The 23,036-nt window shown below is 65.3% G+C and carries 22 protein-coding genes; 6 read left to right on the top strand and 16 right to left on the bottom strand.

From position 1 onward, the window contains the following. Positions 1 to 130 precede the first annotated feature (130 nt). The gene (gene xth / locus LRC39_RS14410) at positions 131 to 922 is read left to right on the top strand and encodes an exodeoxyribonuclease III (RefSeq protein ID WP_107346614.1); all 792 of its coding nucleotides are present in this window, start codon (positions 131 to 133) and stop codon (positions 920 to 922) included. Positions 923 to 1,069: 147 nt separating this feature from the next. On the opposite strand, the gene LRC39_RS14415 is transcribed toward xth, so the two are convergent. From LRC39_RS14415 to LRC39_RS14460, 10 genes are all read right to left on the bottom strand, one after another. Beyond that, positions 1,070 to 1,891 carry a tetratricopeptide repeat protein gene (locus LRC39_RS14415; RefSeq protein ID WP_011158411.1) on the bottom strand — a complete coding sequence of 274 codons (822 nt, stop codon included), beginning with the start codon at positions 1,889 to 1,891 and terminating at the stop codon, positions 1,070 to 1,072. Further along, a complete protein-coding gene (locus LRC39_RS14420; RefSeq protein ID WP_346294746.1) occupies positions 1,878 to 2,321 on the bottom strand; it encodes a hypothetical protein in 444 nt (147 codons plus the stop codon). Before LRC39_RS14420 ends, LRC39_RS14415 begins: the two co-directional genes overlap by 14 nt. Positions 2,322 to 2,552: 231 nt before the next feature. Further along, positions 2,553 to 3,974: a dihydrolipoyl dehydrogenase gene (gene lpdA / locus LRC39_RS14425; RefSeq protein ID WP_346294747.1), complete on the bottom strand. Its 1,422-nt coding sequence runs from the start codon at positions 3,972 to 3,974 to the stop codon at positions 2,553 to 2,555. A gap of 72 nt (positions 3,975 to 4,046) precedes the next feature. After that, positions 4,047 to 5,453 carry a pyruvate dehydrogenase complex dihydrolipoamide acetyltransferase gene (locus LRC39_RS14430; RefSeq protein WP_346294748.1) on the bottom strand — a complete coding sequence of 469 codons (1,407 nt, stop codon included), beginning with the start codon at positions 5,451 to 5,453 and terminating at the stop codon, positions 4,047 to 4,049. A gap of 12 nt (positions 5,454 to 5,465) precedes the next feature. After that, positions 5,466 to 5,762: a DUF5076 domain-containing protein gene (locus LRC39_RS14435; RefSeq protein WP_107344767.1), complete on the bottom strand. Its 297-nt coding sequence runs from the start codon at positions 5,760 to 5,762 to the stop codon at positions 5,466 to 5,468. 4 nt (positions 5,763 to 5,766) lie between these two features. Beyond that, positions 5,767 to 7,176, bottom strand: coding sequence for a pyruvate dehydrogenase complex E1 component subunit beta (locus LRC39_RS14440; RefSeq protein ID WP_346294749.1), 1,410 nt, complete (start codon positions 7,174 to 7,176; stop codon positions 5,767 to 5,769). Positions 7,177 to 7,234: 58 nt separating this feature from the next. Beyond that, on the bottom strand, positions 7,235 to 8,269 hold the full coding sequence (pdhA, locus tag LRC39_RS14445) for a pyruvate dehydrogenase (acetyl-transferring) E1 component subunit alpha (RefSeq protein ID WP_264052424.1): 1,035 nt from the start codon (positions 8,267 to 8,269) through the stop codon (positions 7,235 to 7,237). Positions 8,270 to 8,421: 152 nt separating this feature from the next. Beyond that, entirely contained in the window at positions 8,422 to 8,739 is a 318-nt protein-coding gene (locus LRC39_RS14450; RefSeq protein ID WP_107344770.1) for an FtsB family cell division protein, read from the bottom strand. 86 nt (positions 8,740 to 8,825) lie between these two features. Then, the gene (locus tag LRC39_RS14455; protein WP_107344771.1) at positions 8,826 to 9,386 is read right to left on the bottom strand and encodes an NADPH-dependent FMN reductase; all 561 of its coding nucleotides are present in this window, start codon (positions 9,384 to 9,386) and stop codon (positions 8,826 to 8,828) included. Between the two features lie 137 nt (positions 9,387 to 9,523). Then, positions 9,524 to 10,666 carry a CaiB/BaiF CoA transferase family protein gene (locus LRC39_RS14460; protein ID WP_346294750.1) on the bottom strand — a complete coding sequence of 381 codons (1,143 nt, stop codon included), beginning with the start codon at positions 10,664 to 10,666 and terminating at the stop codon, positions 9,524 to 9,526. 92 nt (positions 10,667 to 10,758) lie between these two features. Between LRC39_RS14460 and LRC39_RS14465 the strand changes: the two genes are divergently transcribed. Further along, complete coding sequence (locus LRC39_RS14465) at positions 10,759 to 11,373, top strand: LysE family translocator (RefSeq protein WP_346294751.1); 615 nt, start codon at positions 10,759 to 10,761, stop codon at positions 11,371 to 11,373. A gap of 104 nt (positions 11,374 to 11,477) precedes the next feature. On the opposite strand, the gene LRC39_RS14470 is transcribed toward LRC39_RS14465, so the two are convergent. From LRC39_RS14470 to eno, 3 genes are all read right to left on the bottom strand, one after another. After that, a complete protein-coding gene (locus LRC39_RS14470; protein ID WP_107355868.1) occupies positions 11,478 to 12,281 on the bottom strand; it encodes a hypothetical protein in 804 nt (267 codons plus the stop codon). Between the two features lie 84 nt (positions 12,282 to 12,365). Beyond that, positions 12,366 to 13,499 (bottom strand): zinc-binding dehydrogenase, encoded by a 1,134-nt coding sequence (locus tag LRC39_RS14475; RefSeq protein WP_346294752.1) that lies wholly within the window; start codon positions 13,497 to 13,499, stop codon positions 12,366 to 12,368. 175 nt (positions 13,500 to 13,674) lie between these two features. Then, positions 13,675 to 14,958: a phosphopyruvate hydratase gene (gene eno / locus LRC39_RS14480; protein ID WP_346294753.1), complete on the bottom strand. Its 1,284-nt coding sequence runs from the start codon at positions 14,956 to 14,958 to the stop codon at positions 13,675 to 13,677. A gap of 186 nt (positions 14,959 to 15,144) precedes the next feature. Here eno and queF point away from each other — a divergent pair, with 186 nt between their 5' ends. The 4 genes from queF to mdoH all read left to right on the top strand — a co-directional run bounded on the left by queF (position 15,145) and on the right by mdoH (position 19,993). Next, the gene (gene queF / locus LRC39_RS14485; protein ID WP_346294754.1) at positions 15,145 to 15,621 is read left to right on the top strand and encodes a preQ(1) synthase; all 477 of its coding nucleotides are present in this window, start codon (positions 15,145 to 15,147) and stop codon (positions 15,619 to 15,621) included. Between the two features lie 122 nt (positions 15,622 to 15,743). Continuing rightward, positions 15,744 to 16,088: a hypothetical protein gene (locus LRC39_RS14490; protein ID WP_346294755.1), complete on the top strand. Its 345-nt coding sequence runs from the start codon at positions 15,744 to 15,746 to the stop codon at positions 16,086 to 16,088. A 246-nt stretch (positions 16,089 to 16,334) separates the two neighbouring features. Continuing rightward, entirely contained in the window at positions 16,335 to 17,840 is a 1,506-nt protein-coding gene (locus LRC39_RS14495; protein ID WP_346294756.1) for a glucan biosynthesis protein G, read from the top strand. Continuing rightward, positions 17,828 to 19,993 (top strand): glucans biosynthesis glucosyltransferase MdoH, encoded by a 2,166-nt coding sequence (gene mdoH, locus LRC39_RS14500; RefSeq protein WP_346294757.1) that lies wholly within the window; start codon positions 17,828 to 17,830, stop codon positions 19,991 to 19,993. The genes LRC39_RS14495 and mdoH overlap by 13 nt, the downstream gene beginning before the upstream one ends. On the opposite strand, the gene LRC39_RS14505 is transcribed toward mdoH, so the two are convergent. Genes LRC39_RS14505 through LRC39_RS14515 form a run of 3 tightly spaced genes read right to left on the bottom strand, consistent with a single transcriptional unit; the run spans position 19,990 to position 22,945 of the window. Then, the gene (locus LRC39_RS14505) at positions 19,990 to 21,216 is read right to left on the bottom strand and encodes an MFS transporter (protein WP_346294758.1); all 1,227 of its coding nucleotides are present in this window, start codon (positions 21,214 to 21,216) and stop codon (positions 19,990 to 19,992) included. The genes mdoH and LRC39_RS14505 overlap by 4 nt on opposite strands. Next, on the bottom strand, positions 21,216 to 22,079 hold the full coding sequence (kdsA, locus tag LRC39_RS14510) for a 3-deoxy-8-phosphooctulonate synthase (protein ID WP_107355876.1): 864 nt from the start codon (positions 22,077 to 22,079) through the stop codon (positions 21,216 to 21,218). Before kdsA ends, LRC39_RS14505 begins: the two co-directional genes overlap by 1 nt. After that, positions 22,076 to 22,945, bottom strand: coding sequence for a VOC family protein (locus LRC39_RS14515; RefSeq protein WP_346294759.1), 870 nt, complete (start codon positions 22,943 to 22,945; stop codon positions 22,076 to 22,078). Before LRC39_RS14515 ends, kdsA begins: the two co-directional genes overlap by 4 nt. Between the last annotated feature and the right edge of the window lie 91 nt (positions 22,946 to 23,036).

Here is a 23,036-nt window from a genome sequence, read left to right on the forward strand (position 1 = left end):
CCGTGGACGATCGCGCGGCGGCTCACAGCGATCGCCGCGCCCGATTTGCGTCCGACGCGGATTGCTCTATCACAGCGCTGCACGGCACGATCTGCCGCGGCGCAAATCATCCCGGGCAACGGACGGCGCGATGCGGATTGCGACTTGGAACGTCAACTCGGTCCGGCAGCGGTTGGACCATCTGGTCAGCTGGCTGCAGGACTGCCAGCCCGACGTGGTCTGCCTGCAGGAAATCAAGTGCGTCGACGAGGCGTTTCCGCGCGAGCCGATCGAGGCGCTCGGCTACAACGTCGTCACCCACGGCCAGAAGACCTTCAACGGCGTGGCGCTGCTGTCGAAATATCCGCTGGAAGAAGCCAATCCAGGCCTCGCCGGTGACGACGCCGACGTCCATGCCCGGTTTCTCGAAGGTGTGGTGTCTTTGAAGCGCGGCGTCGTCCGCGTCGCCTGCCTGTACCTGCCGAACGGCAACCCGGTCGGCACCGAAAAGTATCCCTACAAGCTGAGCTGGATGGCGCGGCTGCGCGACTACGCCCAGCAGCGGTTGAAGACCGAGGAGCCGCTGATCCTGGCCGGCGATTTCAACGTGATCCCGCAGCCGGAGGACGTCCATAATCCGGCCGCCTGGACCGAGGACGCGCTATTCCGCCCGGAGACCCGCGAGAGCTTCCAGACCCTGCTCGGCCTCGGCCTGACCGACGCCCTGCGCGCCACCACCGATGCGCCCGGCCAGTACACCTTCTGGGACTACCAGGCCGGCGCCTGGCAGAAGAACTGGGGGCTGCGGATCGACCACCTGCTGCTGTCGCCGCAGGCCGCCGACCGGCTGCGCCACGTCGGCATCGACAGCTATGTGCGCAATTGGGAAAAGCCCTCGGACCACGTTCCGGTGTGGGCGGATCTCGACCTCGAAGCTGCGTAGCGACGTACGCGCAAATCTGAGTGGCATTCGGAGGCGCCGCCGGGCAGCGGCGGCCTCGAAGGATGGCGCAAGACCCTGACCTCAGCGTTGCCTTCGACGGCTCGCGTCGTTCGCCACCTCTGGAGACGGCGAACGTGGCGGGATCAATCAGTCCCGGCGGCCCTGGACCCAGTGCTCGAGCATCTGCAGCGCCATCACCCGGTCGTCGTCAGATGCCTTGGAGAAGGCCTTGTTGTAGCTGTCCTTGATCCACGCCTCTTCCGGCGTCGCGGCATCGCGGGCCAGCGTCAGCCACATCAGGCCGCGGGCGGCCTGGCGGGGCAGCTTCTCGCCGTTGAACAGCAGCTGGCCGAGCATGGCCTGGGCCTGGTGCTGGCCCTTCTGAGCCGCGAGGCCGAGCCAGCGCGCGCCATAGCGGAAGTCGCGCGGCACGCCGACGCCGTCGATGTACAGCCGGGCCAGATCGTACTGCGCGTCGGCATTGCCGAAATACGAGGCGGCGTAAGAGAACATCTCGCGCGCCCGCTCCGGATCGCGCTTGACCTTCGAATTCGGGATGCCGTCGAGATAGTAGCGGCCGAGCGCCACAAAGGCGTTGGCGACGATCGCGGCCTGCGGCGCGGACGGGCTGTCCTCGGCGTGGGCGTTGGCGATCTTGCTGAAATAGTCGAACGCGCGCAGGTCGTCCTGGTCGACGCCGTTGCCGTCGGCATACATCTTCCCGAGCCGCCACTGCGCAATCGGGTGGCCGCCTTCGGCGGCATACTGCAAGGCCGTGAGCGAAGTGGTCGAGGGCGCCGCCGGCAGCGCCTTCTTCAGCGCCGGCGCGGTGGCCGGCTGGCTGGTGGCGACCGGGATCGCGGTGTCCTCCGGGCGAACCGGGGTGCCTTCGAATGCAGCCGCCGGGACGGCGCTCGCTCCTGCGCCGATCAGCAACGCGGCAAAAACGCTACGCTTAAAATTCCGCATCGCACATCTCGCGGGTCACCCCCGGTGTGGTCGCAACGACCCGCCGGCTTTCCATCCAACACGCTCCCGCCCTCTCCTCTGTCGCGGCAACACCCGTTTCGGACGGGTCGGTTGCCAACGCTGCGGCGGTCAAATTTCTGTCACGGCCGCGACCGGCCGTCGGCTGTTCGACGGTCAGGTGATCGCACCTTATGTGGCCATGATTGCGCAAGATCGTCGCCGGGAGCTGGGCAACCTCACCATCGCCCTGCTGTTTGGCGAGATGACGGCCGAGCCGCTGCAAATCCGCGGCAGACAGTGACTTTTTGAAGACGTGAATTTGGGAGTCGAGGCCGAGCAGGCCCGCACTAACCGCTTCCGACAGGTTCGCGGCGCCGCCAGTGACCTGGTGGCTCGTCGGCATCGACCTCATCGGCGTCGTGGCGAACATTCGCGAACTCGTCTTTCCGGCCGCCTCGCTATCGGGCTTCCGGACCCTCCCGGTAAGACCATCGACCTGCGCTCGGCTTAGGTCTGATGATCTCATTGACCGGTGTGGCCAAAAAGCGGCGTGTGCAAGAGCGACCGTCAAAGACGGTTAAATGATGCGGAACTGTTGCGGCATAGCAACAAGAGTGTCCTGGCGGACACCCTTTTCAGGTGCACTTAGTAGCCGCTGGGGTCAGGCGTTGAGCACCTTGCCGTAGGCGTCGAGCACGGCTTCCTTCATCATCTCCGACAGGGTCGGATGCGGGAAGACGGTGTGCATCAGCTCTTCCTCGGTGGTTTCGAGGTTCATCGCCACCACGTAGCCCTGGATCAGCTCGGTGACTTCGGCGCCGATCATATGCGCGCCCAAGAGCTGCCCGGTGGTCTTGTCGAAGATCACCTTGACCAGGCCCTGGTCCTCGCCGAGCGCAATCGCCTTGCCGTTGGCGGTGAACGGGAAACGGCCGACCCGGATCTCCCGGCCCTGCTCCTTCGCCTTGGCCTCAGTAAGGCCCACGGAGGCGATTTGAGGCTGGCAGTAGGTGCAGCCCGGGATCAGGCTCTTGTCGAGCGGATGCGGATGCAGGCCCTTGATGGCCTCCACACAGATCACCCCCTCATGCTCGGCCTTGTGCGCCAGCATCGGCGGCCCGGCGACGTCGCCGATGGCGTAAATGCCCGGCACATTGGTCTTGCCGAGCCCGTCGGTGACGATGGTGCCGCGATCGAGCTTCACCCCGAGCTTGTCGAGGCCCAGGTTCTCGACGTTGCCGACCACGCCGACCGCCGAGATCACACGGTCGAATTCGGCAGTCTCCGGCTTGCCGTTGCCGGGATCGATGGTGGCAACGACGCTATCGGCCTTCTTGTCGAGCTTGGTGACCTTGGCGCCGGTCAGAATCTTGATGCCCTGCTTCTCGAACCGCTTGCGGGCGAGCGCGGCGATCTCGGCGTCCTCGACCGGGAGGATCTGCGGCAACACCTCGACTACGGTGACCTTGGCGCCCATGGTGTGGAAGAACGAGGCGAACTCGATGCCGATCGCGCCGGAGCCGACCACCAGCAGCGACTTCGGCATCACTTCCGGCACCATCGCCTCGAAATAGGTCCAGACCAGCTTCTTGTCCGGCTCGAGCCCCGGCAGCACCCGCGGCCGCGCCCCGGTCGCGACGATGATGTGCTTGGCCTGATAACTGCCCGGCGGCAGCGCGCCCTTCGGCGCTTCGGTCTTGGAGGCGGCGACGGTGAGCTTGCCCGGCGCGTCGATGGTCGCCGCGCCCCAGATGATCGAGATCTTGTTCTTCTTCATCAGGAAGCCGACGCCGTCGTTCAGCCGCTTCGACACCCCGCGCGAGCGCTGCACGATCGCCTTCGGATCGAACGAGATGTTGTCGGCCGACAGCCCGTAATCCTTGGCGTGCTGCATGTAGTGATAGATCTCCGCCGAGCGCAGCAGCGCCTTGGTCGGAATGCAGCCCCAGTTCAAACAGATGCCGCCGAGATACGACTTCTCGACGATCGCGGTCTTGAACCCAAGCTGCGCCGCCCGGATCGCCGCGACATAGCCGCCGGGTCCGGAGCCGATGATGATAACGTCGAAGGAGGTGTCGGACATAACTACTCGCTCTTCTTCCCTTCACCCGGCCCCAGGTGGCCCCCTCTCCCACAAGGAGAGAGGGGAAGACGTTCACACCATCATCATCACGGGATTTTCGATCAACGTCTTGAAGGCGCCGATCAGTTCGGCGCCGAGCGCACCGTCGACGGCGCGGTGATCGCAAGACAGCGTCACGCTCATCATGGTGGCGATCTCGATCTTGCCATCCTTGACGATCGGGCGCTGCTCGCCGGTGCCGACCGCCAGGATGGTGGCATGCGGCGGATTGATCACCGCGGTGAAGTCCTTGATGCCGAACATGCCGAGATTGGACACCGCGGTAGTGCCGCCCTGATACTCTTCGGGCTTCAGCTTGCGAGCGCGGGCGCGCGCGGCAAAGTCCTTCATCTGCGCCGAGATCGACGACAGCGACGCCGTCTCCGCACTGCGGATGATCGGGGTGATCAGCCCGCCCGGCATCGCGACAGCAACGCCGATGTCGGAGTGCTTGTGCTTCAGCATTCCGCCTTCGGTCCACGACACGTTGGCGTCCGGGATGCGCTGCAGGGCGATCGCCATCGCTTTGATGATGAAGTCGTTGACCGACAGCTTGTAGGCCGGCTTGCCGTCCTTGTCCTTCGGCGCGGCGGCGTTGATGTCCTCGCGCGCGGCGAGCAGCCGGTCGAGGTTGCAGTCGATCGTCAGATAGAAATGCGGAATGGTCTGGGTCGACTGCGTCAACCTTTGCGCAATGGTCCGGCGCATGCCGTCGTGCGGCACCACTTCGTAAGAGCCTTCCGGATACAGCGCACGGATCTGCTGATCCGACATCGCCGGCGCGATCGCCGGACCGGCCGCAGGGGCCGCTGCCGGCGCCTTCAGGCCGCCGCCGCTCTTGGCCTGCTCGACGTCGCGGGCGATGACGCGGCCGTGCGGGCCGGTGCCGGTGACGCGGGCGATATCGATGCCCGCATCCTTCGCCAGCCGCCGCGCCAACGGCGAGGCGAACACGCGGCCATTCGCTGGCGCCGTAGCCCCCTCACCCGCCGCCTGCGGCGGCGACCTCCCCCCGTTGGGGAGAGGTGAAGGCGGCTGTGGCGTCGGCCTCTGGTCAGCCTTGTCCTGTGCGTGCGAATTGGCCTCGGCCTTGCCACCCGCAGGGCCGGCTCCCTCTCCCCTCTGGGGAGAGGGCTGGGGTGAGGGGGCACCGCCGGCACTGGCCGTCCCGCCTGCCCCCGCCGCTTTCACGTCCTCGCCGTCCGCGGCGAGCACCGCGATCACGTCGTTGACCGGAACGTCTTGGGTGCCTTCGGGCACGATGATCTTGGCCAGCGTGCCTTCGTCGGCGGCCTCGACTTCCATCGTCGCCTTATCGGTCTCGATCTCGGCGATGACGTCGCCACTTTTGACCTTGTCGCCCTCCTTCTTCAGCCACTTCGCAAGGTTGCCCTTCTCCATGGTCGGCGACAGCGCGGGCATCAGAATGTTGATCGGCATGAGGACAGAACCTTACTGCGGCCGTTCGGTGGTGGCGCCGGTGTCGGTCGGGCGCGACAGCTCGGCCTCGAACATCTCGACGATGCGCTCCAGCGCCTCGTCCTCGGTGTATTCGCTCTCGCGCGCATAGGCGCGCGCGGCGTGGCGGGCGATGTCGACCAGCAGCAGCCCCCACATCTCCGGATCTTCGAACGCGCGCATGAATGCGATCGACAGACCGCCGTCGAGCACGAAGGCGCGCAGCACCTCGATCGCGTCTTCGCGGTTTGCGACGTCGGGCGGCAGCGGCTGTTGCTTGGGTCCGGTCATAGGCTCACCGATAGCAGACGGCTTTGGCGGCCTCGACCACCTCGGCGACGCTGGGCAGTGCCAGCTTTTCGAGATTGGCGGCATACGGCATCGGCACGTCCTTGCCGGATACGCGCGTCACCGGCGCGTCCAAGTAATCGAACGCGTGCTCCATGATCCGGGCGGAGAGTTCGGCGCCGACGCCGTTCTGCTGCCAGCCCTCTTCGATCGTCACAGCGCGCCCGGTCTTCTTCACCGAGGCGATGATCGTTTCGGTGTCGAGCGGACGCAGCGTGCGCAGGTCGATCACTTCGGCCGAGATGCCGTCCTTCGCCAGCTCGTCGGCGGCCTTCAGCGTGTAGGTCATGCCGTGCGACCACGAGATCAGCGTGACATCCTTGCCCTCGCGGACGATGCGCGCCCTACCGATCGGGATCACGTAGTCGTCGAGCTTCGGCACTTCGCCGTGCTGGCCGTACAGCATCTCGTGCTCGAGGAATATCACCGGATTGGGATCGCGGATCGCCGCCTTGAGCAGGCCCTTGGCGTCGGCGGCCGAATACGGCGCCACCACTTTGAGGCCGGGGATCTGCGCGTACCAGGCCGAGTAGTCCTGGCTGTGCTGCGCGGCGACGCGCGAGGCGGCGCCGTTCGGGCCGCGGAACACGATCGAGCAGCCGAGCTGGCCGCCCGACATGTAAAGCGTCTTCGCCGCCGAGTTGATGATCTGATCGATCGCCTGCATGGCGAAGTTGAAGGTCATGAACTCGACGATCGGCTTCAACCCGGCAAAGCCGGCACCGACGCCGACGCCGGCGAAGCCGTGCTCGGTGATCGGGGTGTCGATCACGCGGCGGTCGCCGAATTCCTGCAGTAGTCCCTGCGTGACCTTGTAGGCGCCCTGATACTCGGCGACCTCTTCGCCCATCACGAACACGTCGGGATCGCGGCGCATTTCCTCCGCCATCGCATCGCGCAGCGCTTCGCGGACCGTCACCGTCACCATCTCGGTGCCGGCCGGAATATCCGGATCAGCGGCGGCCGACACCGTCGGTGCTTCTGGCGCGTGCTGCGCGGGCGCCGCTGCGGACTTGGCCTGCGCGGCTTCAGGCTCCGCTGCCGGCGGAGCCGATTGCGAGGCCTTGTTCTGCACGGCAGGGTCCGACGCTTTGTCGGCGTCGGCCGCGCTTTCGCCGTCACCGAGAATGGTGGCGATCGGCGTGTTGACCGCGACGTCGTTGGTACCTTCGGGGATCAGGATCTTGCCGAGCGTGCCTTCGTCGGCGGCTTCGACTTCCATGGTCGCCTTGTCGGTCTCGATCTCGGCGATGACGTCACCGCTTTTGACTTTGTCGCCTTCCTTCTTGAGCCATTTCGACAGGTTGCCCTTCTCCATGGTCGGCGACAGCGCGGGCATCAGAACTTGGATTGGCATTGGGGCTCCGCAGTCATTCAGTCAGGCGGGAAGCAGCCGCGACACGGCAAGGCGGGGATCAGCGATACACATCGGTGTACAGTTCGGACGGATCAGGCTCGGGATCGTGCTGGGCGAAGTCCGCCGACTCATTGACGACCTTGCGCACCTCGGCATCGATCGCCTTGAGATCGTCTTCGGTCATGTCGAGCGCGAGCAGACGCTTGCGAACCTGTTCGATCGGATCCTGATCGTTACGGATCTTGTCGACCTCTTCGCGCGACCGATACTTCGCCGGGTCCGACATCGAGTGACCGCGATAGCGATAGGTCTGCATTTCGAGGATGAACGGGCCGTTGCCGGCGCGGCAATGTGCAACCGCCTTGTCGCCGGCGGCCTTCACCGCACGCACGTCCATGCCGTCGACCTGCTCGCCCGGAATGTTGAACGACACGCCGCGCTTGGAGAAATCGGTCTGCGCCGAAGAGCGCGTCACCGAGGTGCCCATCGCGTAGCGGTTGTTCTCGATCACGTACACCACGGGGAGCTTCCACAGCTCCGCCATGTTGAAGCTCTCGTACACCTGGCCCTGATTGGCGGCGCCGTCGCCGAAATAAGCGAGGCAGACGCGGCCATCGCCGCGATAGCGGTTGGCGAAGGCGATGCCGGTGCCGAGCGAGACTTGCGCACCGACGATGCCGTGTCCGCCGAAGAAACTCTTCTCCCGGCTGAACATGTGCATCGAGCCACCCTTGCCCTTGGAGTAGCCGCCGCGGCGTCCGGTGAGTTCGGCCATCACACCGTTGGCGTCCATGCCGCAGGCGAGCATGTGGCCGTGATCGCGATAACCGGTGATCACCTGATCACCTTCGCGCAGCGCCATCTGCATGCCGACGACGACGGCTTCCTGACCGATATAGAGATGACAGAAACCGCCGATCGCACCCATGCCGTAGAGCTGACCGGCCTTCTCTTCGAAGCGGCGGATCAGCAGCATTTCTCGAAAAGCGCCGAGCTCCTGTTCCTTGGTGAAAGGCGGCACGTTCGATGGTGACGCTCCTCCAGCATTGTCCTGTGCTGTTTCCTTCGCGGCGCTCTTCTTGGGTGCGGCCATGGCGATTCCGATTAGAGATGAGATGAGCCTCTCTATCGTAACTTATAGCGGCTTGAAAGGATCGCTATGTCGCTGCGCGCAAATCAATATGCCGCAGTGCAGCGACACGAAACTTTCGAAATCGTTCGTCCAGATTTTTGGAATTTGCGCACTCAGCGCTCGGGCAGCATCCGCACCAAGTCCGCCGGATTGGCGAAGTCGAGCTGATAGCGCACGCGCTCGTCGAGCATATCCGGGTCGATCCGGTCGGAGCGCAGCAGCGAGACACGCTGCTCGGCCTCGGCGCGCTGCTGACGCAGTTGCACCAGTTCCGCAGTGAGCGCGGTGATTTCCTGGTCGAGCTCCTGCTGCGCGGTCAGGCCGTAGCGGCCGGTGTAGGCATTGACGCCGAAATAGCCGATCACGGCCGCAGCGATCGCGTACAGCGCGATGCCGGCGAGGATCGATTTGAGGCGACTGCGGGTGACCATGGCCGGACCATGGGACAGCGCGGTTAACGCGCGGCTAACGCAGCGACTGTCCCGCCAGCTTTACAACCGGCGGGACAGGTCTGGCGCTATTTGTACTGCTGGGCGACGAAGCCGGCGAAGGCGTCGATGTACTTCTGCAGGAACTCGCGGAGCGAATCCTTGACCAGCGCACCGTCCTCGCCGAACGCATCGCCGATGCCGCCGACATAAGCCTCCGGCTGCTGCAGCGTCGGCATGTTGAGAAACACCAGGCACTGCCGCAAATGGTGGTTGGCGCCGAAGCCGCCGATCGCACCGGGCGAATTCGACAGCACGCCGGCCGGCTTCTTGTCGAAGCAGCTCTTGCCGTACGGACGCGAACCGACGTCGATGGCGTTCTTCAGCACGCCCGGAATCGAGCGGTTGTATTCCGGCGTCACGAACAGCACCGCATCAGAGGCCTTGATGCTGTCGCGGAACGCGGTCCAGTCGGCAGGCGGCGCGTCGGTCTCGAGATCCTGGTTGTACATCGACAGGCCGTGCAGCGTGACGATGTCCAGCTTCAGAGTGTCCGGCGCGAGCTTGCTCAGGGCCTGCGCGGTGCGCAGCGAATACGCCTGCTTGCGCAAACTACCGACGACGGCGGCGACGCGATATGGTGGGGCCATTCAAAATCCTCCGTAAGCCATGAACAGTCGCGGCGAGCCTAGCCCGCCGCGATGACGGAGAAAGCGCAACATGCGACAGTCGTGTGGCGATGACGCGGTTTTGATGGTCCCCTCACCTAACTCGGTGCGCGCGCCGCCTATTCGGCCGCAGCGCGGTTACCCAGCACCTCATGGTTGTGCGCGCCGAGCTTGGGCGTGGCGAGTTCGGGATCAGGCCGCTGGCCGTCGAACAGGATCGGCAGGCCGGCGACCTTGAGGCCGGTGTCCGGCATCGTGCGCAGCAGATCGGCCGTGGCGAGCTGCTCGGTGGCGGCGAGCTCGGGAATGTCATTGACCGGACTCACCGGCACGCCCGCGTTCTTGAAGTCCGCGAGCCAATCGGCGGCGCCGCGGGTTCTCAGCACCTCCTGCATCAACGGGATCAATACGGGCCGATGCGCCTGCCGGTCGCGCACCCGCGCAAAGCGCTGGTCGGCGCTCCACTCCGGATGGCCGAGCACGGCGGCACAGCGCGCGAACAACCGGTCGTTGCCGGCGGCGATCACGATCGGACGGTCGGCGGTCTCGAACACCTGATACGGCGCCAGCGTGCCGCTGGCGGTGCCATGGCGGGCCGGCGGCTCGCCGTCGAGCAGATAGCCGCTGAGCGACATGTCGACCCAGCCGACCGCCGTGTCGAACAGCGAGGTGTCGATCACGCAGCCTTTGCCGGTGACGTGGCGCTGCTGCAGCGCTGCCAGCGCGCCGATCACGCACCACTGCGCAGTGGCGCGATCGTTGATCGGCGGTGCGCAGAAGGTCGGCGGATGCTCGGGACCGCCGGTGAGCGACATCACCCCGCCATAGGCCTGCAGCAGCGGATCGAAGCCCGGCTCCTTGCTCAGCGGACCGGCTTTGCCGAACGCCCAGACCGAGCAATAGATCAGCCGCGGATTGACCGCGCACATCACGTCCGGCCCGATGCCGCACGACGCGACCACGCCGGAGCGCAGGTTCTGGATCAGGATGTCCGCATCCTGGACGAGCCGTTTGAGCCGCGCGACATCGTCCGGGTCCTTGATGTCCAGAGTCACCGAGCGCTTGTTGCGGTTGTAGGTGTGAAACAGCAGAGAGTCGCCGTCGATGAAGGGCGGGCCCCAGTGCCGGGCATCGTCGCCGCCGTCGTGCTTCTCGACCTTGATCACTTCGGCGCCCATGTCGCCGAGGATCATACCGGCCATTGGCCCGGCGATCGCCTGCGCGATCTCGATCACTTTGATGCCGGCGAGCGGTCCACCCATTGCGGTCTCCGATTTCGTGTTATGTCTGTTGGCGCGCACTGTTTCAGGGGTGCGAGGCAAATTGCAAGTGTCTGGCAGGAGCGGAGCGTGCAATGGTGACCGCCGAATTTCTCATCACCTCGCTGATCGTGGTCGCCTCGCCCGGAACCGGCGTGCTCTACACGGTGGCCACCGGGCTGTCGCGCGGGCCGCGGGCCAGCGCCATCGCAGCGTTCGGCTCGACCATCGGCATCGTGCCGCACATGGCGGCGGCGATCCTCGGCCTCGCCGCCCTGCTCCACACCAGCGCGGTGGCGTTCCAGCTGTTCAAATATCTCGGTGTCGCCTATCTGCTGTACATGGCGTGGAAGACGCTCGGCGAGCGCGGACCGCTCAGCGTCGATAGCGACGTCGGAGCCCCCTCGGCGTTGCAGATGACGGTGACCGGCGTGCTGATCAACATCCTCAATCCGAAGCTGTCGATCTTCTTCCTCGCCTTCCTGCCGCAGTTCGTCTCGGCCGATGACACCCATCCGCTCGGCCGGATGATCGAGCTCAGCGGCATCTTCATGCTGATGACGTTCGCGGTGTTCGTGATCTACGGCCTGTTCGCTGCGTGGCTGCGCGACCACGTCATCACCCGGCCGCAAGTCATGACCTGGCTCCGGCGCAGCTTCGCCGCCGCCTTCGTCGCGCTCGGCGCCAAGCTGGCGACCGCGGAGCGGTGAGCTCATCCAGCGTCATTGCGAGCGAAGCGAAGCAATCCAGGAATCCAGCGCACTGCCCGCTGGATTGCTTCGTCGGCTACGCCGCCTCGCAATGACGAAGTGTATCACGTCCGCGCGCGGATTTCGTTGAGCAGGAAGTTGCCGAGCCGCTTGCCGCGATTGCGCAGCACCTTGAGAACGCCCTGATCGACGAAATAGGTCAGCAGAATGCTGTCCCGCGTCTCAACGCCTGCAGGCACGGTGTCGGCTGAATGCCAAGTGTGCTTGTCGACCGCAAACGCGTAGCCAGAATTCGGCGCGAACTTCATCTGCCGCGCTTTCGGCATCGACCCGTCCGGCAAGACGTCATGGAAGATCGTGCCGATGTCGGTGTGGGCTTCGTCCCGCGGCAGATACAGCTGCACGGTGATGCCCTTCCAATGCGTGTCGGTATGCGGCGTAATCTTATAGCCGGGCACATCGCGGGTCAGGATCGGGATCGGAAACATCCCGACGTCCTGCGCGTCCGGGCCAAATCGCTTCTCCAGCGCCGGCGCCAGCTTGCGGCGGAATGCGTTTTTCACCGGCTCTGAACACAGCGCATCTCCGACCATGCGCCAGACGGAGCGCTGCTGCGGCGGCAGGTGCCGGATGTACTCGGGAAACAAATCGATCTTCACGCGGGTATGGGTGCCGTCGGCGAGATCGTTGCCTTTGCTGCGGCCGTGCATCGGCCGGTAGTCGGTGTTGCGCGGCAGCGCCTGAAGCATCGCCGCGTACACCAGCGCGGGAAAGATCCCGACAAATTCGAGGTGATAGAACGGCTCCATCACCACAGCGGCCGCCTCGATCGCACCGACGATGTGGTTGATCAACGCAGCGGTCGCCTCCGCCAGTTCCGACGGACGCTGCTCAGCCATCTGATCCATGCTGCTTTCCCTGCTTGCCGCTCTGGTTGAGACTAACTCTTGTTCTCAACCAGAGCCAGCATGTTTCGCAGGCGATCGCGGCGATTATTTGGTCGGATCGATCAGGTACTTCTCGCCGGTGGCGCGCTTGTTGTAGGCGGCGATGGCGTCGAGGGTCAGAGCTTCCTTCAGCGACACGACCTTGGTGTAGTGGCTGGCGAAGGTGGTCTTGAGCTCGGCGGCGACGCGGGCGCGGAGCTTGGCCGCATCGGCCGCACCGATCTTCTGCAGGAACGGGAACAGAAGCCAGCCGCCGGCCGCCCAGGCGAAGCCGAAATTGCGGACGATCTCGGTCGGCTTGGTATCGAGGCTGCCGTAGATGTACACCTGCTTCAGCACGTTCGACCCATAGCGGCTGTACGGTCCGGTCGCGGTCTTGCCGATCGCGGCTTCCATGCAGCTCAGGATTTGGCCTGCAAGCCGGCCGCCGCCGATCGCGTCGAACGCGATGGTGGCCCCCGTCTTGACCAGCGCGTCGGTGAGATCATCGAGGAAGGTCGGCGCCGTGGAGTCGACCACGTACTTGGCGCCGATGTCGCGGAGCAGCTTGGCCTGCGCCTCGCTGCGGACGATGTTGACCAGATCGATGCCGTCCTTGAGGCAGATCCGGTTCAGCATCTGGCCGAGGTTCGACGCCGCGGCGGTGTGCACCAGCGCCTTGTGGCCCTCGCGCTTCATCGTCGCGGTCATACCGAGCGCGGTCAGCGGATTGACGAAGCACGAGGCGCCTTCGGCTGCGGTGGTGCCGTCGGCCAGCTTCAGGCAGTCGGCCGCTTTGATCAGGCGATACTGCGCGTACATCGCGCCGCCGATCATCGCCACGGTCTTGCCGAGCAGCGCCTGCGCCGCATCCGAGCTGCCGGCCTTGATCACCGTGCCGGCGCCTTCATTGCCGACCGGCATCGACTCGTCGAGCCGGCCCGCCATCGCCTTCATGGCGGCTTCGGGCACCTTGGCGGTGATCACCGGCGCGTCCGGCGTTCCGGAGGCCTTGGCGCTCGACATGTCGGCGGCGCCGAACAGCAGGCCGAGATCGGAGGGATTGATCGGGGTGGCTTCGACCCGGACCACGACCTCGTCGGGGCCGGGCTCGGGAATGCTCACCGGCACCAGCGAAACTTCGAGGTCGCCGCTCGCCTTGATCAGCGAACGCAGTTGCAGTCCGGTGGTTTCACTCACGCGTCGTCTCCCTGCTTGTTGTCATCGCGGCCGCACCTTGGGGCAGCCGCGCGCAGGGTTCAAGGCCGCGCTGATAACCTATCCGTCATTGCGAGGAGCGAAGCGACGAAGCAATCCAGTTCCGACACCCGGACTCTGGATTGCTTCGCTTCGCTCGCAATGACGCGGTTCTAGTTCAGCGGAACGCCTTCAGCGCCGCCCTGCCGGGGAAGTATGCGCTCGCGCCGAGCTCCTGCTCGATGCGCAGCAACTGGTTGTACTTCGAGGTGCGGTCGGCGCGGGCCAGCGAGCCGGTCTTGATTTGCCCGCAATTGGTGGCGACCGCGAGGTCGGCGATGGTGGAGTCCTCGGTCTCGCCCGAGCGATGCGACATCACCGCAGTATAGCCGGCCTTGTGCGCCATCTCGACGGCGGCCAGCGTTTCGGTCAGCGTACCGATCTGATTGACCTTGATCAGGATCGAGTTGGCGCGGCCGGCCTTGATGCCGTCGGCGAGGCGCGAGACGTTGGTGACGAACAAATCGTCGCCGACGAGCTGGCATTTGTCGCCGATCAGATCGGTGATCGCCTTCCAGCCTTCCATGTCGTCCTCGGCCATGCCGTCTTCGATCGACACGATCGGATAACGCGACACCAGATCGGCGAGATACTTGGCCTGCTCCTGCGGACCGAGGCTGCGGCCTTCCGCTTCATAGACATACTTGCCGTTCTTGAAGAACTCGGTCGACGCCGGATCGAGCGCGATCATGACATCTTCGCCGGCCTTGAAGCCCGCCTTGCCGATCGCCGACAGCACGAAGTCGAGCGCGGCGTCGGCCGACGGCAGGTTCGGCGCGAAGCCGCCCTCGTCGCCGACATTGGTGTTGTGGCCGGCCTTCTTCAACTCGCCCTTGAGGGTGTGGAAGATCTCCGAACCATAGCGCAGCGCTTCCGCGAAGCTCGGCGCACCGACCGGCATGATCATGAATTCCTGGAAGTCGATCGGATTGTCGGCATGCGCGCCGCCATTGATGATGTTCATCATCGGCACCGGCAGGGTGCGGGCCGAGGTGCCGCCGACATAGCGATACAGCGGCAGATCGTAAGACGATGCCGCAGCCTTGGCGACCGCGAGCGACACGCCCAGGATCGCATTGGCACCGATCCGGCCCTTGTTCGGGGTGCCGTCGAGCTCGATCATGGTCTGGTCGATCTGCACCTGCTGCTCGGCATCCATGCCGCCGAGCGCGTCGAACAGCTCGCCGTTGACGGCCTCGACCGCCTTCAGCACGCCCTTGCCGAGATAGCGGGCCTTGTCGCCGTCGCGCAGCTCGACCGCCTCATGGGCGCCAGTGGAGGCGCCCGACGGCACCGCGGCGCGGCCTACCGAGCCGTCCTCGAGCACCACGTCGACTTCGACGGTCGGATTGCCGCGGCTGTCGAGAATTTCGCGGCCGATGATGTCGACGATGGCGGTCATGAATGCCTCTTGATCGGATGGAGGGAATGGAGTTGCGCCGCTTCTACAGCATGGCTCCGGGCACGAAAAGGCCGCTCGCCCGCTCCATGGGGCCCGACCAACGGCGAACGCACCGGTTTTGCAACGGATTCCCCTGCCCCGGAAAATGCTCTAGGACGGCGGTAACGGAGACCACAAGTTCAAGCCATGTCGAAAACCCCTCGCAAATCCGCCGCCACCCCGTCCCTGCAGCTCGGCCAGGCCGTCGAATGGCCCGACCGGCCGGAAGCGGCCAAGCTCGACCGGGTGCCGAACCCGCAGAAGGACACCAACTTCCTGGCGCGCTTCACCGCGCCGGAATTCACCTCGCTGTGCCCGGTGACCGGCCAGCCGGACTTCGCGCATCTGGTGATCGACTACGTTCCAGGCCCGTGGCTCCTCGAGTCGAAATCGCTGAAGCTGTACCTCGCCTCTTTCCGCAACCACGGCGCTTTCCACGAGGACTGCACCGTGGCGATCGGCAAGCGGATCGCCATCGAAATCAAACCGAAATGGCTGCGCATCGGTGGCTACTGGTATCCGCGCGGCGGCATCCCGATCGACGTATTCTGGCAGACCGGCAAACTGCCGAAGGACGTCTGGGTACCCGACCAAGGCGTGCAGCCGTATCGCGGGCGGGGTTAGCGCTAGCACTTGGGGACGCTATGCGTCCCGGCGCGGCGAATGGTGTTTCGCCCGAAGGGTTGCGCAGCGGCGCAAGAACAGGTAATCAATCGCAGCTTCTTCTGCTATCTGAAGAGGCTGACATGAACGATTTGTATTCGTGGATTGCGCATCAGCACCACGGCTTGCACACCTTCAAATCCTTCCAAGACAAGCTTGAGCAGTTCGCCGAGCACCATCCCGCACAACGCGGTCTGTGCCGTGTGCTATCTCACCTCGTGCAGGATTACATCGAAGCGTTCGATGAAGCGCCTCTGCCGGCCGAGCTCGCACGCGACGTGCATCATCGGCTGATGCAATTGTTGGCGTCACTTGAACTGCACGGCGATTCCGAGCGGAAGCTCGCCGACATCAACCGCGTCGCCGGTTTTGCGCTCTGGCCAATACCGCAAAGCCCCTCTGGTGGCGAACATCGTCCGCATCACTGACGACGCTGCCGCGGCCGCTACAGCCGCACCGCGTCGTCCACAAGCAGTGGCGGCTGGATCTCCGCGGCCCGCCGAGCTGATCGGCGAGCTGATAGACCTCCGACTTGTAGAGGTGTGCGATCGGCTTGAAGTCGGCGGCGCCGTCGATTGACATTGCGACAACGTCGCGCATCTCGCAACAGATTGGAACTTTTCGCGCTCGCGAACGTTTGAACGGAACTGCAATGTTTAGGCGGAGAAGCGAGATTGAACCGGCGGCAAGTTCTGACCGGGCTGGCGGCGTTGCCGCTGTTGCAGGCAAAGCCCGATCCCGCCGCGGCGGACCGCTCTTCCTCGATCGACTTCGATCCTTGGATGGTGCGCAAGCTGGCGCGCGAACTGGCGAGCAAACCCTATGAGGCACCCGACGGTTCGCTGCCGGCCTCGCTGAACGACCTCAGCTACGACTCCTACCGGTCGCTGCGCTTTCGACCCGAGCGTGCGCTCTGGCGTGCCGAGAACCTTCCGTTTCAGGTCCAGTTCTTCCACCGCGGCTTCCTCTACAAGAACCGGGTGACGATCTTTGAAGTCGCCGATGGCAAGGCGCGCCACGTGCCGTATCGCGCGGACGACTTCTCGTTCGGCGACGTCGCGCCGCCGCCGGATGCCGATCTCGGCTTTGCGGGGTTTCGGATTCACGCGCCGCTGCAGCGTGCGGATTATTACGACGAGGTCAGCGCCTTCCTCGGAGCGGCCTACTTTCGCGCGGTCACCAAGGGCGAGCGTTACGGGCTCTCTGCGCGCGGCCTGTCGATCGACACCGGCCAGTCGAGCGGGGAGGAATTCCCACTGTTCAAAACATTCTGGCTCGAGCGGCCTGCTCCGGGCGCATCGTCGCTGGTGGTACATGCGCTGCTCGACAGCAAGAGCGTCGCCGGCGCCTACCGCTTCACCATCCGGCCCGGTGACACCACGGTGTTCGATGTCGAGATGGCGCTGTATCCGCGCGTCGATCTGCAGCATGCCGGACTGGCGCCGATGACCAGCATGTTTCTGTTCGGCCCGAACGATCCGCCCGACACCCCGGACTTCCGCGCCGCGGTGCACGATTCGGACGGGCTGGCGATCTTCAACGGCAGCGGCGAGGAGCTGTGGCGGCCGCTGTGCAATCCGAAGGATCTGCAGATCAGCTCGTTCGGCGACCGCAACCCGCGCGGCTTCGGCCTGATGCAGCGCGAACGCAGCTTCGCCAACTATCAAGATCTCGAATCCCGATACGAGCTGCGGCCGAGCCTGTGGGCCGAGCCGATCGGCGACTGGACCGATGGCGCGGTCAAGCTGATCGAGATTCCCACCCGCGAAGAGGTGCACGACAATATCGCGGCGTTCTGGGAGCCCAAGCAGCCGCTACGCGCCAAGGGCGAACACATCTACACCTATCGCCTGCACTGGGGACCGGACGCGCCGAAACCCAAGGCGCTTGCACGGTTCGTGCGGACCGGCGTCAGCGCGCGGGGCGACACCGAACGATTATTCGTGCTCGATCTCGCCGGCGAGCGGCTGAAGACCGTCGATGCCGCCGCGATCCGCGGCGTAGTCACCGCCGACAAGGGCGAGATCCGCAATATCGTGACCCAACCGAACCCGGCGATGGGCGGCTGGCGGCTCAGCTTTGACCTCGCGCAGGCGCGAGCACCGGTCGAATTACGGGCGGTCGTGTGCGAGGGCGACGCGGCGGTCTCGGAAGTCTGGCTGTACCGATGGACGCCGTGATCGGGCCGCGGCGCGAGGGCTGCCGCGACACCGCGCGCCGAGCCGAACCGCTGCCTGCGAACGCACCGTTGCCGATGCCGGTGCAGTCGTTGCTGCAGAGTCCCCGGGCTGCCGCCCTCAGATCGCCGGCCGCTTGGCGCCGCGTGCTGATCATGGTCGCGGCCGCAGTGCTGTCCGCGGCGGGCATCTACGAGATGTATCAGGTGCTGCAGGTCGGCGGCATCACGGTTCTCGAAGGCGTGGTGCTGGTGCTGTTCGCCGCGCTGTTCGCCTGGGTCGCACTGTCGTTCGTGTCGGCGCTGGCCGGCTTCACTGTGCTGTGCTGCGGCTGGCGCGACGATATCGGCATCATGGCGGATGGCTCTGTTCCGGCGGTCTCCTCCAGGATCGCGATGCTGCTGCCGACCTACAACGAAGACGCCCCGGTGGTGTTCGCGCGGCTGCAGGCGACGCGGCAATCGGTCGACGAAACCGGACGCGGCGCACAATTCGACTGGTTCGTGCTCAGCGACTCCACCGATCCGTCAGTATGGATCGATGAAGAGCGCTGCTATGCCGAACTCGCCGCCACACAGGACCGCCTCTACTATCGCCACCGGCCCCACAATACGGCGCGCAAATCCGGCAACATTGCCGACTGGGTCGAACGTTTCGGCGGTGCCTACGACTTCATGGTCATCCTCGACGCCGACAGCGTGATGACCGGTGACGTGCTGGTGCGTATCGCCGCCGCGATGGAGACGAACAGCGACGTCGGATTGATCCAAACTCTGCCGGTCGTGATCCAGGCGCGCACGCTGTTCGCGCGGGTCCAGCAATTCGCCGGCAGCATCTACGGGCCAATGATCGCCGCCGGCACAGCATGGTGGCACGGCTCCGAGAGCAACTATTGGGGCCACAACGCGATCATCCGAGTATCGGCGTTCGCGGGCAGCGCCGGGCTGCCGACGTTGGCGGGCCGCAAACCATTCGGCGGCGAAATCCTCAGCCACGATTTCGTCGAGGCGGCGCTTATGCGCCGCGCAGGCTGGCGCATTCACCTCGCCCCAACGCTGCGCGGCAGCTACGAAGAGTGCCCACCTTCACTTCTCGATTTCGCCGCGCGCGATCGGCGCTGGTGCCAGGGCAATCTGCAACACGGCAAGCTGCTCACCGCCCGCGGACTGCATTGGGTGTCGAGGCTGCATTTCCTCACCGGAATTGGCGCTTATCTCACCGCGCCGATGTGGCTGGCGTTTCTGATTGCCGGCATCCTGATTTCGCTGCAGGCGCAATTTGTCCGCCCCGAGTATTTCCCCAAGGACTTCTCGCTGTTTCCGATCTGGCCGGCGCAGGACCCGGTGCGCGCCGCCTGGGTGTTCGCCGGCACGATGGGACTGTTGATCCTGCCGAAGTTGCTAGCCCTATTGCTGGTGCTGATGCGCAACGAAACCCGCAGGAAGTTCGGCGGCGGCCTGCGCGCGTTTGGCGGCGTGCTGCTAGAAACGCTGATCTCGGCTCTGACCGCGCCGGTGATGATGGTGTTTCAATCCACCGCGGTGATCGAGATCCTGCTCGGCCGCGACGCCGGCTGGCAGGTTCAGCATCGCGGCGATGGCGCGATCCCGCTGCGGGAAGTCGTCCGCCGCTACGCGCTCCCGACAGCGTTGGGCGCGACCATGGCAATCGGAGCGTGGCTGGTATCGTGGCCACTGCTCCTGTGGATGACGCCGGTAATCGTCGGCCTGCTGCTCGCGATCCCGGTGGCGCTGCTGACGACGCGTGTCTCCCGCTCGCGTCCGTTGCTGATGACGACGCCGGAGCAGATCGATCCGCCGGCGATCCTGGCGCAGGTGCACGCACTCGCCGATCGTCTTTGCCAGGCAAACCAGACAACCGATCCGCTGAGCGCGCTTTGTAGCGACCGACGACTCCGAGAGCTCCATCTCGCAGCCCTGGCCTTCCATTCTCCGCGCCGGCGCGGCCGTATCGATCCGCATCTGGCGACCGCGCGCGTGCTGATCGACGACGCTGAAAGTTATAGCGAGGCTGCCGGCTGGCTCGGCCCGCGCGAAATCCGCGCTGTGCTCGGTGATCGTGAGACCCTCCAAGGGCTGCTGGCATTGCCCGGCGGAGATGGACCAGGACCAATCGCCACCGAGTCCCGCGGTTAGAGTGGCAACTCGCGAGCGACTGCATCAGCCGGCGGCCGCGGTTTGAGGATGCGGGCCAGCACGATTCCGAGCGTGGCCATGGTCAGCGCGGTCAGGGTCAACGTTGCGGTCTTGCCGAGATGCGACAGGCCGAAGCCGTAGGCGATCGGGCCGGTGGTCTGTCCCATGAAGAAGAAAAACGAGTGCAGCGACATCGCGGTACCGCGCGCGGTCTCGGTGAGTTCGGACGCGAACACCTGGATGCAGCCGTGCAGCATGTAGAACCCCATCCCCATCAGGACGAAGGCGAACATCTGCGCCTGCCAATGCGGGCCGAGCATAATCGCGGCAAGCTGCAGAGCCACCAGAAGACCGCCGCCGATCATCATGCCGGTGGTACGTAGACGCGGCAGCAATTGCGACACCGTCAGCGTGTAGATCAGCCCGCCGACCGCAAAGCCGGCGATCACCAGGCCGGCGATCGCTAGGCTCTGCTCGCCCTGCTCATGCAGGAACGCCGCGACGTAAGGAAACACGCCCATCACGCAGGTGCCTTCGATCAGCACCGCGGTGAAGCAGATCGCCGCGTTGGGATTACTGAAGATGGTGCGATAGCCGCGGCGCAGCGCCGGCAGGTCCATCTCGGCGCTGCGCGGCGGCATCTTGGCGCCGCGGGCGCCGAACGCCACCGCAATGGCGGCGACGATCACCAGCACGCCGAGGATCGCCAGCACGCCGCGCCAGCCGAGGAAATCACCGATCACGCCCGAGGCCGAGGCGCCGAGCAGATTGCCGGCCATCGAGCCGCCGAGCACGCGGCCGATCGCGACCTGACGCCGATCGACGGTGACGAGATCGCTGGCAAGGCCCAGCGCCACCGGAAACACCCCGCCCGAGCCGACGCCGGCGAGGATGCGGCAGACGAACAGCACAGTGAACGACGACGACAACGCGCCGAGCAGGCTGGCGAAGCCGAGCAGCGCCAGGCACACGATCATCAGCCGCGCTTTGCCGAACAGATCGCCGAGCGCACCGATCGCCGGCTGTACCACCGCGAAAGTAAACGCGGTGACCGCGGCGAGACCCGCCGCGGTGGTGATCGTCACCGAGAACTCTTCGGCGATCCGCGGCAGCACCGGATCGAGCGCGCGCGTCGACAGCGACGCGGCAAAGCTTGATAGAGCGATGATGTTAAGCGCCGGCGGCAGCCGCGATGAGGAGGCTGCACCACCGGCTGACGGCATCAAACGGCCCCGACCGCGGGCCGCTTCTTGGCGAGCGCGTCGAATTCCATCAGCGTCTTGATCAGCGCTTCGAACTCGCGCAGCGGCACCATGTTCGGCCCATCTGACGGTGCGTGATCCGGATCCGGATGGGTCTCGATGAACACGCCGGCAACGCCGACCGCGACCGCCGCGCGCGCCAGCACCGGGACGTATTCACGCTCGCCGCCCGACGAGGTGCCCTTGCCGCCCGGCTGCTGCACCGAATGGGTGGCATCGAAGATCACCGGCGCGCCGGTGGTCTTGGCCATGATCGGCAGCGCGCGCATGTCAGACACCAGCGTGTTGTAGCCGAACGATACGCCGCGCTCGGTCACCAGCACCTTCGTGTTGCCGGCGTAGGTGATCTTGGACACCACATTGCCCATGTCCCATGGCGCCAGGAACTGCCCCTTCTTGACGTTGACGATCTTGCCGGTCGCCGCGGCCGCGAGCAGCAGGTCGGTCTGCCGGCACAAGAAAGCCGGGATCTGCAGGATATCGACCGCTTCGGCGGCGCGCGCGCATTGCTCGTTCTCGTGCACGTCGGTCAGCACCGGCAGGCCGAGGCTGTCGCGGATCTCGGCGAAGATCGGCAGCGCGGCGTCGAGGCCGAGACCACGGGCGCTGGCGGCGCTGGTGCGGTTGGCCTTGTCGAACGAGGTCTTGTAGACGAGCCCGATGCCGAGCCGCGTCGCGATCTCTTTCAGCGCCGATGCGACTTCCAGCGCGTGCGCACGGCTTTCGAGCTGGCACGGGCCGGCAATGATCGACAGCGGCAAAGCGTTGCCGAATTTGACGTTGCCCGCCACGACGCTGGTCGCGGGCGCAATGCTCTTGTTCACCGCACTGTTCCTTGTTCGAAGATCAGGGTCGCGCCGCAGACATTCGGCACCACCAGGCGGCCGACATGGCGCGCCGCCGGGATCTTGTGGTCTTGCAGCAGCCGTTCAACCACGCCGAGATCATCGGCGGCAATCCGTAATCCGACGAAGCTTGCGCCCTCGCCTTCGGATGGAACCGTGATGCCGTATTGGTCGCGCAGCGACACCGGTTCGACGATATCGATCTCGCCGCGCTTGGTGGGCGCGGTGACGCCGATCGACGTCGAGCGCAGATCGCGGCTGCCGGTGAAGGCTTCGAGGAAGATGTGATGATCGGTCGGATTGTCGGCGACCATCACCACCGCCGTCGCAGCGCGCGCGCCATTGGCATGCGCCTGGAACGCCGGATTCCAGAAATTCTCCGGGTAGTGATGCTGACAGGTGGCGAAGCCGGCCTGCGGCGACAGCGCATCGCGCGCGAACGCCAGCGAAAACTGCAGCTTCACCACGCTGCCGTCGGGACGCCGCCCTTCCCGTCCGAACGTGAACACCTCACCGGCCGCGATGCCGGCGGCGGTGAACCGACTCAGGTCGGCTGCCGCGTCGTCGCTCGCCAGCAGCAGCATCGACAGGCCTTCGCGGACCGCCAGGTAATCGCGTTGAAACGCCCCGAACGAAAACGCGCCGTCGCGATGCGGCGGAATCTTGTCGGGCTCGCCGATCGTCAGCAGCTCGATGAAGAAGCGATCGAACTGGACAATACGATTGTGTGTTCCCCAGGGGTGAACGTTGCGCGCGCCGACGATGAAGCCGAGCCACTGATACAGATCCGCGGCCGCATCGAGATCGCGCACCGCATGAACGATATGGTCGAAACCGTTGGACATCAACGAGGCCGTCATTGCGAGGAGCGCAGCGACGAAGCAATCCAGCTCCGTGCTCGGCGTTGGATTGCTTCGCTTCGCTCGCAATGACGAT

Origin of the sequence: Rhodopseudomonas sp. P1 (genome assembly GCF_039642825.1) — a bacterium.
In the GTDB taxonomy this organism is placed as follows: domain Bacteria; phylum Pseudomonadota; class Alphaproteobacteria; order Rhizobiales; family Xanthobacteraceae; genus Rhodopseudomonas; species Rhodopseudomonas palustris_H.